Annotated in this window: 10 protein-coding genes; all 10 read right to left on the minus strand. The window is 64.6% G+C overall.

What is annotated here, in order from left to right; genetic code table 11:
- Positions 1–55 precede the first annotated feature (55 nt).
- Positions 56–343, minus strand: a complete 288-nt coding sequence (locus ASU33_RS04250; protein WP_059068552.1) for an ArsR/SmtB family transcription factor — start codon at positions 341–343, stop codon at positions 56–58.
- 348 nt (positions 344–691) lie between these two features.
- Positions 692–1,324: an IS110 family transposase gene (locus ASU33_RS04255; protein ID WP_059068554.1), complete on the minus strand. Its 633-nt coding sequence runs from the start codon at positions 1,322–1,324 to the stop codon at positions 692–694.
- Positions 1,240–1,713 (minus strand): IS110 family transposase, encoded by a 474-nt coding sequence (locus tag ASU33_RS04260; protein WP_059068557.1) that lies wholly within the window; start codon positions 1,711–1,713, stop codon positions 1,240–1,242. The genes ASU33_RS04255 and ASU33_RS04260 overlap by 85 nt, the downstream gene beginning before the upstream one ends.
- Positions 1,714–2,776: 1,063 nt before the next feature.
- Complete coding sequence (locus ASU33_RS04265; protein WP_059068558.1) at positions 2,777–4,975, minus strand: choice-of-anchor I family protein; 2,199 nt, start codon at positions 4,973–4,975, stop codon at positions 2,777–2,779.
- Positions 4,976–5,071: 96 nt separating this feature from the next.
- On the minus strand, positions 5,072–6,520 hold the full coding sequence (locus ASU33_RS04270; protein WP_286130408.1) for a GH1 family beta-glucosidase: 1,449 nt from the start codon (positions 6,518–6,520) through the stop codon (positions 5,072–5,074).
- A 12-nt stretch (positions 6,521–6,532) separates the two neighbouring features.
- Positions 6,533–7,597: a glycosyltransferase family protein gene (locus tag ASU33_RS04275; RefSeq protein ID WP_078062886.1), complete on the minus strand. Its 1,065-nt coding sequence runs from the start codon at positions 7,595–7,597 to the stop codon at positions 6,533–6,535.
- Between the two features lie 10 nt (positions 7,598–7,607).
- Complete coding sequence (locus tag ASU33_RS04280) at positions 7,608–8,486, minus strand: UDP-2,3-diacylglucosamine diphosphatase (protein WP_059068560.1); 879 nt, start codon at positions 8,484–8,486, stop codon at positions 7,608–7,610.
- Positions 8,479–8,667 carry a hypothetical protein gene (locus tag ASU33_RS04285; RefSeq protein ID WP_059068562.1) on the minus strand — a complete coding sequence of 63 codons (189 nt, stop codon included), beginning with the start codon at positions 8,665–8,667 and terminating at the stop codon, positions 8,479–8,481. The genes ASU33_RS04280 and ASU33_RS04285 overlap by 8 nt, the downstream gene beginning before the upstream one ends.
- Before the next feature lie 144 nt (positions 8,668–8,811).
- Positions 8,812–12,246, minus strand: a complete 3,435-nt coding sequence (locus tag ASU33_RS04290) for a T9SS type A sorting domain-containing protein (protein ID WP_149867041.1) — start codon at positions 12,244–12,246, stop codon at positions 8,812–8,814.
- Positions 12,243–13,580, minus strand: coding sequence for a DNA/RNA non-specific endonuclease (locus ASU33_RS21755; RefSeq protein WP_059068566.1), 1,338 nt, complete (start codon positions 13,578–13,580; stop codon positions 12,243–12,245). The genes ASU33_RS04290 and ASU33_RS21755 overlap by 4 nt, the downstream gene beginning before the upstream one ends.
- Positions 13,581–13,583 lie beyond the last annotated feature (3 nt).

The following is a 13,583-nucleotide window of genomic DNA, read 5'->3' on the forward strand; positions in this document are numbered from 1 at the left end:
TAGAAATTCTAAAAAACCCGTCAACGGGGCCAACGGGTTTTGAACGAAAGGCTGCTTAGGAAGAAGGAGAAGCTGGCCGGAGCAGGTGCAGGAAGTCTTCCAATTCCTGGAGCTTTTCCAAGTTGATGGACATGCACATGTTCCGCCCTTCCTTGTGCGACTCAATCAGACCGGCGTCACCCAGGGCCTTCAGGTGCTGGGACATGGAGGGCTGGCTGATGGGTACGTGCTGAAACAAATCGGCGCACACCGTAATCTGCCCCTTGGCAATCTCCTGTAACAACCGGAGCCGGGTCGGATCGCTCAGCGATTTGGCTAACTTGACGAGGGACTTGGTATCCATAGGAGGCAAAAGTACGCATTTTTCAAAACTCATGCGCATGAGTTTATGTGTACTAACCCACCGTCAAGGGAAAGAGTTCGGCAACGGGTGCCGCCGGACACGGTCCGTTGGAGCGAAGCGACACCGGCAGCCTGCCCGCATGGTTACTTGGGGGCTGTTGCTGAAGGTGGCTTCGCGAAGTGCTTCCGTACTGCGTTGGCACGCCCCGGTATTCCGCGATGAAAACCTTCTGGCGATATGAAACAGCCGCCGCGGTGGACACGCGATAGGGGAGCGTTGGGCACACGTGTGCAGACTAGCCTGCATACCACAGAGCAGCCACCTTACGTAATAGGATAGCTTACTTACTCAGTTCACCCGCCGGACATAGGTTGCATCGTAGAGCTGGTCTCGCTTCCACAACGCGTAGCAGAGCAACAGCAGTTTGCGCATTACGGCAATTACGCCCGGTTTTCCGTTCGGCTGCCGTGCCCGCAGCCGTGCGTAAAAGACGCGAAGTTGTGGATTGCAGCGCAGCCCGCTGATGGCCGGCAGGTACAGCGCCGTGCGCAGGCGCACGTTCCCTCGGCGCGAAATAGTGGTGGCCCGGGCGCTGGTGCCGCTCTGGCGTTGCACCACGTCAAGGCCCGCGTACGAGGCCAGTTGCCGCTCGTTCTCCGTCAAGGAAAACCCGGCCGTTTCGGCCACCAGCACCACGGCCGTGGTCAGGCCGATGCCGGGAATACTGGTGAGCAACGCCAACTTGCGCCGTAGTTCGGGTTCAACGTCCAACAAAGCGGCAATGTCTGCGTCGACGTTGCAGAGCTGTTGCTGGATGAGCTGTTGCTGCGCTGCCAGCCGCGCCAGCGTACGCTCCTCGGGCTGGTAGCTGTGCTGGTAGGCATGAAGCCGGGTTTTCAGCCGTGCCCCCTGCTGGGTGGCACCTGCCGCTCGCGCTCCAATACTCGCAACCGGCGCAGGGCGGGCGTCGGCGGTGCCCACGCGGGCAGTGCCCGCTCCAGGCCCAAGCGGCACAACAGGCGGGCATCCAGTTGGTCGGTCTTGCTTTTCTGCTCCGTGCTTTGGGCAAAATGCTTGACTTTGTTGGGCAGCAGCACGCTCAACTGTTGCTGCTGGTCAGCCAGGAAGTAGGCCAATTCTTCGTAGTAGACGCCCGTGGCCTCGACCACGAACCACAGCGGCGCCGTAGCCGTGCACTGGGCCGTGACCCAGCGCAGTAAGGCCGCGAAGCCCGGCAAGTCATTGGCAAAGGTGGCCGGTTTACTAGAGCGTACACGCTGGTGGGCATCGAGCGAACCGAAGCAGGCGACAAAGCTGTCTTTGGCGATGTCGATGCCGACCACATACTTCAGAAGGGTAGTAATGGACATGCAGAGAGGAAAAAGAGGTGGAACCATATGTACCGCCCCTGCTGCTGCCACAACTCTCCTCGTCCAGATGCGGGATGCCGCAGGCCAGTAGCTGGCTCCCTCTATACTGTTCAGTCTTCAGGCAACAACGGGAAGCAGGGCACAGGCTCTAACGCACAAGGTCGAAGCTGGCGCCCCGCCTTTAGGGATGGATGGTGTCCCTGCTTCCTTGGGTTGGCTACGCGGTAAAATAACCAGTGCAATCATACGAGGGACGGGCCGGCAACCATCGCCGTTCCTAAACGAGCACCGCCCGGCACACTGCGCCGGGGGTGCTCGTTTTGCTGGAAGCCAGCTTAGGGCAGGGGGTAGCGCAAGCCGCACTGGGCGCCCCAGCGGCGGCATTGGTTGTTGGCGAAGATTTAATTGCCCCGGCTAAGGGGTGCACAGGGTCACCGCGTCGGCTGATGAGCACGGGCTGTATGGACCGCTGCCGATGCCAGAAGGCAAAGCGAGCAGCAACTTTTAAGCGCTCCTGTCCTGCAACGAACAAGCCAGTCTCAGGCGGCCTGACGAACCTTGATGGCCGGGATTTTCGCCGCTTTACGCGGCAAGAGGGGCAGGGCAGCAACTTCGGCTGGGGAAGTAACCCGCAGCTTTGGCGGGTTAACGAAGGCTTCCCGGCGGTAGCCAGAGCGCCCGGGACGTTAAGCAAATGCGCTCATCATACAAATAAGTGCACTTCGGGCTTTTTGCCGGGACGAAGCACGGTGGCCAGCTGACGCAGGCAGCGGGAAAGCAGGTTTTTCATCGCGGAATGAGGTTCAGGGAGCTTGCAAGGGCAAAGTTCGCCTGCTGCCAAGACCGTAAAGTCACCCCCACGTCACGCTTGTATTAAATCCAGGCGCCGGCTGAGCATTTCACCAAGACGCCTTCGGTTAAGCGGATTGCTGCCTGTTGGGCATCTAGGTAACGCATCGTTCCGCCAGCTTACTGCTTACCGGTTGTCCAGGGTGCCGATCTTGATGAAAAAGGTCCCCGGCTGCTGCAGCCGGGGACCTGAGAACACCTGCAAAAATGCAGCTTAGCGCACAATCAGCTTGCTGGTCGCACCGGTATCGGTGCGGAGCAGGTACAGGCCAGCGGGCAGGCCCGCTAGCTCGATTTCCGCCGCGCGCTGCAGGTGGCGTACCGGGCGGCCCAAGGCATTGCACAAGGTGCCCGTTACCGGGCGGCTCAGGCGCACGCGGCCGCCCTGCGCCGGATTGGGGTAGATGTACAATGGCTCGGGCTGCTGACCTCGCGGGCGGTTAGCCAGCACGCGGCCATTCAGCTGCACCCCATACACGGATACCGTGCTGCTGACTTCGTTGGCGAGCACTACCAGCGGCTGCCCGGTGGGGCTGTTCGTGGCCGGGATAAACACAATGCCCTCCGGGCCCTGATCGCCGCTGCCGCTGCTAGCGGAGCGGTTGTTCACGTACTGCACCAGGCGCGGCTGCGCCGGATCATTCAGGTCGAAAACGGCTACGCCGCCCATGCGCTCCAGCGACACGAAAGCGTACACGGTATCGCGCAGAACGGCCGTGGTAACGCCTTCCGGCTCCGGTCCTTTGTCGTCGGAGCGGTTTTTGCGCACGGGCGCCCCGGTGGAATTGCTGGCGTTGAAGATGCCGCCGAAGGTAGGATCGGTGGCCGTAAGGCGCTCGAGCAGGTCGCCGCTGTCGTGCACCACGGTGCCCGACGCAGCGTCCACTACGCTAAAGGAGCGTCCGCCGAAAGCGTAGATCTCGTCAAAGTCCCCGTCGCCGTCGGTGTCGCCCAGCTTGTTGGTGACATTAAGGCGGCCGAGCACGTGGGTGTCCTTGAGCAGCGCCGCGTTCGGAAAGGCCGTGGGGTCGAGCACGTAGCCCGTGCTGCCCAGGCGCACCGCCTCGGTGAGGGCGGTGTACTCGCGGGCGTCCCCTTCGTTGGCGGTAATCAGGTAGGTAGCGCTGCTGCCGGGCAGCTGAAACGCGGCCAGCGCATCAGGCTGGCGCATGCCCCGGATTGGCCAGTTGGCCAGCAGGATGTCCGGGGCCTGGTCCGACGCGTCCAAGGCAAACCCCGCCTGGCGGTGGTCCTGGTAGCCCAGGCTGCGCAGGGAGGTAAACTGCTTGGTTTGCAGGTCCAGGGCAGCGATGGCGTTGTTTTCCTGCAGCGTAACGTAAGCCGTCCGGGAGTCGGGGCTGACGGCAATGTATTCGGGCTCGAGGTCCTGCGCCACGGAGGATGGGGAGGCCGCGGTTCCGCCGTACAGGCGGATGCCCGCCGCGCGCAGGCTCGCGGCCTGGGCGTTGTAGCTGCCAAAGCCCAAGGTGCTCACGCTGGCCTGCGTTACGCCGGCCAGGCCGCCGGCGAAATCGATGATGGACACGGAGCCCTCGGGGTCCGAGCTGTAATCCTGACTGGGTTCGCCTTCGTTGGCAGTGAGCAGGTAGCGGCCGTCGGGGGAGAAGGCAATCATGTCGGGCATGGCCCCCACGCTCACCTGCTTCTGAAATACTCCGTTGGCGTCGAAGAACACCACCGCGCCATTGCTTTGAGGCGCCACGTTTTCCACCGCGCAGGCGACAACGCCGTTGCGCACCGCCACCGAGTTAATGCCGCCGTAGGACGTGAGGTTGATGGAAGTTACCGGGGTGATGGCGGCCGGGTTGGCCAGGCTCAGGATATCCAGCTTGCCGCCCACGGAGTTGGCGACGTACAGCCGCTGGGTGCTGGGGTCGTGCGCCACAATCTCGGCCGAGTTGCTGCCCGCGGTTCCGTTCTGGTAGCTGCCGAGGAAGTTCAGGCGCAGGCTGCGGTTCTGCGCGGGAGCTTGCGCATCGTTGTCCTTGATGTACACCAGCACGTCGCTGGCATTGCTGGCCACGGTGCCGTTGGAGGAATTCTGCAGGCGCAGCGTAAAATACTCCGTTGCTTCGGCCGCCGCATCATCCGCGAGGGGAATGGTTAGCGTTTGAGAGGCGCTGCTTCCGGCCGGAAAGGTGAGTGTCTGCGCGGCCGCGTACGTGAAGTCGGTGCCGGCGGTAGCCGTGCTCAGGGCCGGGACAAGCACGGCCTCCACGGTGGTGGCCGCAGCGTTGCCGTTCTGCAGGCTGACGGTCACGCTCGCGCTGCTCGTGCCTTCCTGGACGATAACCGTAGCGGACGCTACCCGCAGGGTTTGCGCAAGGCTTGGGGAAGCGAGGGCGGTAAAGCCGCCCACCGCCGTAGACAACAAGTAAAAGTTTAAACGCATCAGCAGGGGTTAATAGATGATGCGCCAAAGCTAGAGTTGGCAGAAGACCCCAGTTTTATCCCTTGATTACCCTATTATGTCCTGGGTCAGGCGGTGCTAGTGGCTGTGAGCAGGAAAATGCCGTTCCGCTGCCGTCAGCTCAGCTTCGCTCCGCAGCAGCTGCTGGTACCAGCGGCCGGAGTCCTTGACGGTGCGCTGCTGGGTGGGGTAGTCCACGTGCACCAGCCCAAAGCGGGGGCGGTAGCCTTCGGCCCACTCAAAGTTGTCGGTAAACGACCAGGCAAAGTACCCGTCCACGGGCAGGCCTTCGCGGCGGGCGCGCAGTACTTGGCCCAGGCAGGCCTGCAGGTAAGCCTGACGCGCCGGATCAGTTACCCGCCCGTTTGCGGGCGGGGGATCCGGAAACGCGGCGCCGTTCTCGGTAACGACCAGCCGGGGCGCGTTGGGATAGGAAGCAAACTGCCGCAGCATGTAATACAGGCTTTCCGGGAAAACCTCCCAGCCCATGGTGGTGAAGGGCACGCCGCGGCGCTCGGCCTTGATCAGGGTGGCCCAGAGCAAGGGCACCCAGGGGGAGAACCGCACCACCTCTCGGGTGTAGTTCTGCACGCCCAGAAAATCAAAGGCGAAGGGCAGGCGGGCCTCGTCGCCGGCCAGTCCGTAGCGCTCAAGCCAGCGCAGCACCGGCAGGTCCGCCATTGGGTAACCCAGCCCAAGGGCCGGCTCGACGAATAGGCGGTTAAGCAGGGCGTCGGCCCGGCGGGTGGCGGCGACATCGCGGGGATGGTCCGCCCGGGCGGGCGTGAGGTAGGAGCAGGAAAAGGTGGTGCCGATCTGCGCCCCCGCGGGCAGGGCGGCGCGCAGGGCCCGGCCGCCCTCGGCCTGAGCCAGCGCCGCGTGGTGAGTAGCGGCCAGAAAAGCCCCCAGCGAGCGCCGCCCCGGGGCGTGCACGCCGAGCAGGTGGCCCGCGCCGGTAAACACCATGGGCTCGTTGAGCACCATCCAGTAGGGTACCCGATCACCGAGGCGCCGGGCCAGCAAATCCGCGTACTCGCTAAGCCAGCCCACAACGGCCCGGTTGGTCCAGCCGCCCCGGCGCTCCAGCGCCAGGGGCAGATCCCAGTGGTACAGGGTAAGCCAGGGGGTAATTCCCCGCGCCAGGCAGCCGTCCACGAGCTGCTCGTAATAGTCCAGCCCGGCCTGGTTTACCCGGCCGGTGCCGGCGGGTAGCACCCGGGACCAGGCCGCGGAAAAACGGAGGTGGGGCACACCCAAGGCGGCGAGCAAATCTAGGTCGGCGGGCCAGCGCCGGTAGAACTCACAGGCCGCGCCCCCGTGCTCCCCGCCCCGGATTCGGCCGCGCCGGGTGACGAAGGCATCCCAGATGCTGGGCCCCTTGCCTTCGCAATCTCCGAAGCCCTCGATCTGGTAGGCCGCGCTGGCGACGCCCCAGCGGAAGTCAGCGCCGAAATCCGCCCGGCAGAAAGAAGCGGGGCTCGTGGTCGGGTAAAAGGCAGGCGGCAGGGCTAGGTCGGAAGTGGGCACGCAGCAATTCGCTTAAACGGAAGCATCATAAGCTGGGGGCGGTCCCGCGGCTAGCTGGTGCCGGATTGGGCGCACCCCGGACGGCAGCTGTTCGAGCAAAAGCTGATCGAGCAGGCCTGCGGTCTGGTCGGGATAGTTCACGGCCAGCGGCCGTCCGTGCTGCAGCCAGGCATCGAGCGCGGGCAGGTGCTTATCCTTGAGGCTGGCCACGACGGGTACGCCCAGCCCGGCGAGAGCCGCCGCGTTGCACTGCTGCTCGAACTGGTTTTTCATGGGCACAACCAGCAGCTTCTTGCCCAGAAACAAGGCCTCTGCGGGCGTCTCAAACCCCGCCCCGCAGAGCACGCCGGCGCTGCTGGCCAAACTCAGTAGAAAGTCGTCGCCGCTAATCGGCCGCACGTGCACGTTGCCAAAGCGGGCCGGCCGGCTGCTGTGCTTGCTGAACACCTCCCAGCGCAGCGTACGGGAAAGAAAGCGTAGACGGCTTACCAGCGCTTCTTCGGCGTAGGCGGGCAGGTAAACCGTGTAGTGCCCCTGGTTTACGGGCGTCAGCTCGCGCACCTGCCGGCGGATTACCGGGGTGCTGATGCCCGGGGCGTAGGACTGGAAGTGAAAGCCGTAGTGGGCGGTAGCCGGGGCGTAGTGGCGCAGCACCGCCCGGCCCAGGTAGTCTTCCCGTTGGGGTGCGGGCGCGGCGGGGTGCAGCACCGCGCACTGGTGGCTGAGCGCCACGCAGGGCAAGCCCCGGAGCCGGCAGGCCCAGGCTGACACGGGCTCAAAGTCGCTGATCACCAAATCGTAGTCGCGGACGGGCAGCCGCTCAATCTCCCGCAGCAGGCGGGTGGAGTTCAGCTGCAGGTAGGTGCGGGCCAGGTCCACGCCCCCTTTTTTACCGAAGATGAAGCCCAGGCCCTGACGACGGTAGCGCACGGGGAAGGGCAGGGGCAGATCGGCCGGGGGGCCGCTGACCAGCACGTCCACCCGGTCGGCGCGCTGTTGCAGCAGGGGCACTATGTCTCGGGCCCGGCTCAGGTGCCCGTTGCCGGTGCCCTGAATGGCGTAAAGTATGCGCGGCACTGCGGGAAAGTTAAGGGGCAAGAGGGCCCGGCCGGGGAATTCGCAGCTCGGCGAGCAGGTCTTCCATCAGCGCCGCGGCGGAGGCGTCGCTGACGTCGGGCTGGGCGGTTGGCGCATACGCCCGCATGCGCGGGTCCTCGGCGTAGCGGTACAAGCTCCACCCGCGGGCGCGGGTGTACTCCAGGGCGGTAAGGTTTTCCACCCAATCGCCGGAATTAAGGTAAGTGACCCGGCGGCCGTTGACCGTGCGGCTGCGCACGGCCGGGCAGTGAATGTGGCCCACGGCCACGTAGCGGTAGCCGGAGTCGGCGGCAATGGTAGTGGCGGTCTGCTCGAAGTCGCTGACCAGGGAAACGGCGCTTTTCACCCGGTCCTTGACGGCCTTGGACAGCTGCACGCGGGGGCGGCCCAGGCGCAGCAGCCCCCAGTTCACGAGGCGGTTAAGCAGGATGAGCAGGTCGTAGCCGTGCGCCCCCAGGCGGGCCAGCCAGCGGGAGTGCCGCATGGTAAGGTCGAACACATCCCCGTGGAAAAGCCAGGTGGAGCCGTGCGGTAAATCCAGCACCAGCTTGTTTTCAATGCTGACCGAGCCGAGGCGGGTGCCGGCAAACTTGCGCAGCAGCTCGTCGTGGTTGCCGGTCAGGTAGTGAATCCGGGTGCCCTTAGCAGCTAGGCGGGCGAGGTAGCGCACCACCCGCATATGGGCGGCGGGCCAGTAGCTTTTGCTGAACTGCCAGATATCGATGATGTCGCCGTTGAGCACCAGCACCTGGGGCTTGATGCTCTTGAGGTAGCGCAGCAGCTCAGTGGCGTGGCAGCCATAGGTGCCCAGGTGCACGTCGGAGACCACGGCCACGTCCACCCGGCGCTTTTTGCGGATTTTAGCCATGGCTGGGGCGGGGGTAAGCGGGGGTGGAGCTTAGGCGCGGGCGCGCGGCGTGCAGGGGCTGCTGCCAGGCGGACAGCCGGCCGAGCAGAAAGGCCAGCAGCACCAGGGCTTCGAGGGCGGTGAAGGTGGCGCGGCGCCGGCAAGAGGCAAGCAGCAGCCGCAGGCAGGTAAGCTGTTTCATCCGGAACAAGTAGGCTTATCCGAAATTCCGAACCCAGTGTTACTTGCTGATGATGCGCGGGTTATCCTTTCTTCACGCTTGGCAGCCTAAAAAAAGCAAGCCCCACGGATCAGCGTCCGCGGGGCTTGCTTGGGGGTGATCCGGCTAGCGGGTCAGCAGCAGGCGGGTGTGCTGGGTTTGCCCCCCGGCCTGTACGCTTACCCCGTAGGCGCCCGCGGGCAAGGCCGTGGGTAGCGGCAGCGGCAGCTCGGCCTCTGCCGTAGCGGGCGTCAGCGACCGGGTCCAAACTACCTGACCCAAGACGTTGCGCACCTGCACGGTAAGGGACTGGCCCTGGTAGCCCCGCAGCTGCAGCGTGGCCTGGGCGCCGTTGGTGGGGTTGGGGAATACCCGCAGCGTCCGGGTTACCACACCCAGGGGGCTTACCGTGCGCACCGGACTCAGCTCGGCTTTGCCATCCTGGTCAAGCTGGCGCAGGCGGTAGTACGTCAGGCCCGCCAGGGGCTGCGGGTCAACCCACTCATAATGGCGAAGTATGGTGCTCTGGCCGGCGGCGGCCACCCGGCCGGCTTCGGTGAAGCTGCGGCCATCGGTGGAGCGCTCAACGGCAAAGCTCTGGCTGTTGCGCTCCTGGGCGGTAATCCAACCCAACACGGCGCGGTTACCCCCGCCGAGCGCGGCCTCAAAGCGGGTCAGTACCACCGGCAGCGGACTGCCCGTCGGGCGGGCCAGGGCGTAGGCCGAAGCCACGCGGATGCCGTCAGCCGTAAGCACCTGCGCCGAGCCCTGGCGCAGGGCTACCGCGCCGATGCTGGCCGGAGCGGAAGAGGCATCTTCCACTTTGCTTAAGTCCGCCGTGGCCGGCTCCACCAGCCCCGGGTTTACGTACAGCCGGGTTTCGGTGCCGCTCGGGCCGAACACGTACTTAAGCACCAGCAGGTAAGTGGTATTGGCGTCGTACTCGGTGCTTGTCCAGGCCGAGGCCGTGCTCGTGCTGCCGGACACCCCGAACTGCACTTTGCCGGCCGTCGCCGCCGCGCGCACGAACAGGCGGGCGCGGAAGGTGTTGTCCAGCGGATCCGGTGCCAGGTGGAAGAAGTAGTCGCCACCGGCGGTGGCTGAGCTTACATTAACCAGCAGGGAGGCGTACATCGCGGTGCCCGGCGGCTGCGGGGCAAAGGTGCGGTGCACGTCCTGGCCGTTGGCCGTCAGGGCAGCGCCCCGGCCGGCGCGTGGGCCGTAGCCGCCGTAGGAGAGGCCCTGGCTGCTGACCTGGATGGCGGCCGTGGTGCCGCCGCTGTGTGCCGTCCAACCGTGGGCCGTAAGCAACTCCCCGGCGGGGTAATCAAAGTCCTCCGCTAACAGCAGCTGGGTGGGCTGGGGAGGAGTGGACAGGGTCAGTGTCCCCGGGGCGGCTTGCCGGTAGTTTTCGGCCCCGGTAGTGTTGTCGTCGTTGTAGTCATAGACGGCGAAGGTATATTCCGTCTCGGGCAGTAAGCCCGTGACCGTCAGCGTCGAGGCGCTCCCCGCCAGCACCACGTAATTGCCGGTAGGAATCTGATCACCCTGGCCGAAGCGCAGGTTGGCGGAGTAGGTGATCGCGTCAACCGGGGCTCCGGTTTCGGCCGGCCCCTGGGTTACCGTCAGCAGCTTCTTCGCCCCGGTACCCCCGCTGATGCTCAGCGTCACCGTGGTGGGGTTAACGGTCGTAGCGGTAAGAATAGCCGACTCGGTTGGCTCGGCGGCCAGGGCGGCCGGCAAGGAGGTAAAGCTGTGCTCTTCCCCGTAGACGGTGCCTACCTCGTTCGTGGCGTAGGCGCGCACGTAATAGCGGGTATTGGGCAGCAGGCCGCTCAGCGTGCTGGCAAAGGCACCCAGACCGCTGCCGTCCTGGGTGAAGTCGTCGTTGATGGTTGGTGCGGGCGTAAGGGAGTATACGACTCCGCGGGCAGTTACAAGGGTATTTCCGTCTTCCAGCACCGTTCCGCCGGTTGTGGCCCCGTTCGGGGTGATGTTCGAAACCGGGGCGCTGCTTACAGCAGCCGGGTAGACGGGCGCTGCGCCGCTGCCGGAAACGTTGACGGGGGGCTGGGCGGGTTTATCAGCGGTATTGATGGTCAGCTGGGCCGAGTAGCCCTGAACCATTGTAGGGACAAAGCGCACGTCAATGGTGCTGTTCACGGCGCCTCCGTTGGGCGCGAGGACGATGGCGCAGCAGGCGAAGGCATTCGTGCCGGTGCGGATCTCAAAGCCCGGGGCGGGGGTAATGGTGATCTCCGACGTGAGATTGCTGCCGGTAACCGAGACGGGCGAGGAGGCCGAAGCGGAACCGATAAACACGCGACCGAAGTCGGGCACGGTCAGCGGCGTGATGTCCAGGGTGGCCACCGGGGCAGTGATGGTAACCTTTACCGGGGAGCTGGTGCCAATTACACTACCGCAGGAGCTGGTTGCCCGCGCGACGAGGTAATAGGTGCCGGCCCCGGGAAAGTCCGTGCCCCGCGGGGTGTAGGCGGCGGAATTCGCGCCGCTCACCGCGGAGCTGAACAAACCGTTTTCGCTCGGGCCGAAATACCAGGCAAACGAGGAAGCCGCCCCGGCGGTGGCCGTTAACGCGACACCGGTGCCGGTAGTCGTAAGCGTCTGCTCAGCGGTTGAGTTAAGGCTTACCGAGTTGGTAGCCGGCGGGGTGTTAAGGACCAGCAAGGATGAGCTTTGCGTGGCGGCCGTTGCCGAGCCCGGGTGCACAACCCGGACCCGGTAGTTGCTGCCGGCCGGGGTTTCCGCCGGAATGACCGCGGCGAGGGGGGAGGCACTGCCCGCACCGATCAGATTCAGGCTTAGGTCGCTGGGGAAGCCGCCCTGCCCGTCGGAGAGCTGGACGGCAAATGAGTTGCTTAGTTCCGCCGGCGCCGAGTAGGGAACGGAAATGGTAGCGCCGGTTCCGGGCGAAAGGCACAAGGGGCTACCGGCTACCGCGCCGGTGGTAAAGGAAGACGCGCCGAAGGGCTTGATGTCAAACTGGTCGATGTTCAGGCGGGCAGTTCCGCCGCTGAGCTTCCGCACCTGAAAGCGCACGTTGCCGCTTTGGTTGACGGTAAAAGTCGCGGTTTCCAGCGTGCCCAAGGAGGTCGTTATGGAGCTGCCTACGCGGGTGAAGCTGGCGCCGTTATCCGTCGACATCACCAATTCCCAGCTCGAGGGGGCATCCAGCGTGGCTACGTTGGTGGAAGAATAGGAAGTGTAGACGGCATGAGACACGCTAACCGTGCTGGCACCCGTGCTCACGTCAAAGTTCATGGCAAGGATGCCCGTATTACGAATCCGCACGGATTTGGTGCCCACTTTGGCATCGCTGGTGCTGGTACCGATCAGCGCGTCGTTCAGGTTCCAGGACCCCGAGCCCAGGGTGACGTTACCGGCCGCATAGCCCGTTTTGCTGCCCGCTTCAAAGCCCTCGGGGAAGTTTGGCGTTTGGGCCCGCACCAGGCTAATGCATACGAGGCAAACAAGCAGGCTCAGGGTGAGCTTAAGCGCAAGCAAGTAACCTGCCCGCGGAGAAGATTGATTCGTGATCATTGCGTCGGGCCGTTATCAACTTTGGATTCCACGAGTTGCTGCACGCTCACGGGCAGAGCCGAAAGCAAATCCAGGCCGGTGGCGGCCTCGATCGCATCCACGGAAGTGCGGTACTGCCCCCAGTTAGTGGTCATGCCGTTCTGGTTGGGCGTGTCAATGGCAATGATGCGGGTACCGGCGTTTACCCGCGATACGTCGCCGGTGCCCGTGGGCAGGACCACGATAACCTTCCAGACGCGGGCGGGAACAGTAACTCGCCCGTTGTCGATGGTCGTAGCCGAGACCGGGCGGTCAGGCTGGCCGGTGCTGCGGATCACGCCCTCGCCGCCAACGCCATACTGACCCATGATGACGTAAAGCTCATTGCCCGCGTCAACCAGGGTGCGCGAGTAGTTTTCCAGTGCCGCCCAGGTTTGCTGGTTGTTGGAGGGCGACTGCGGAATCATGTTGGTCATCAGGAAAGTAGCCGAGTTGTCCGCCACCGAGCTGGTGCGGTCGGCGGAAGGGCAGTTGTGTCCGCGGTCAAAGCCCGAGCCGGAGTAGCTGGTGGTGCTCACCTGGTACCAGCCGGCGGGCAGGGCCGGGTCGGCGCGGAAGTCGTCCTGGCGCCTGGTTGATCCCAGCCACTTCGGGGCCAGGTACCAGGAAACCCAGTTGGGCGTGCCCTTATCGCGGTGGTAAGAGAGCGCAAACTGGAGTTTCTGCATCAGGTAGTTGGTCGGCTGACTGACGTCGGCGACCGCGCCCGAGGGGTTGCCCATGGTCAGGTGGTCGTCGTCCCCCGCCACCGGCAGTACCGGCGCGGCGTTGTAGGGCGCTACCGTAAACTCGTCGAGGTTGAGGCGGTAAGCGCTGCCCGATACCTTGCGCAGCTCAAAGCGTACCGGACCCGGTACGTTCACGGCAAAACTTGCCTGGGCCGGCGTGGCCGAGGAGCTGATCACGGTGCCGCCGGCCTTGATCCAGGTGTTGCAGTTGCATGCCTGGGACTGGTAATAAAGCTCGAAGCCGCTGCTGGCATCCTGCCCGTAGGCCGCGTGCTGCACGGTCACGGTGCTGGCCCCGGCAGACAGGTAGAAGTCCATGGTCAACTTCCCGCGGTTCTGCAGGCGGGCGGCCTGCGCGCCGCTTTTGTGGTCTTCGCTGCTGGTGCCAATCAGGGCATCCTCAAAAGTCCAGCTGCCGGTGCTTAGGGTAACGGCTCCCGATTGGTAGTCGGCTTTGGTGCCGGACTCAAAGGATTCCACCGCGTTTTGGGCCTGGGCTGCTCCGCCAGCCAAGCCAAACCAGGCCAGCACCAGCAGTCGCCGCGCCGAAAAGTAAAGGTGTTGCATGTG

It is taken from the genome of Solirubrum puertoriconensis (assembly GCF_001483135.1).
Taxonomy (GTDB): domain Bacteria; phylum Bacteroidota; class Bacteroidia; order Cytophagales; family Hymenobacteraceae; genus Solirubrum; species Solirubrum puertoriconensis.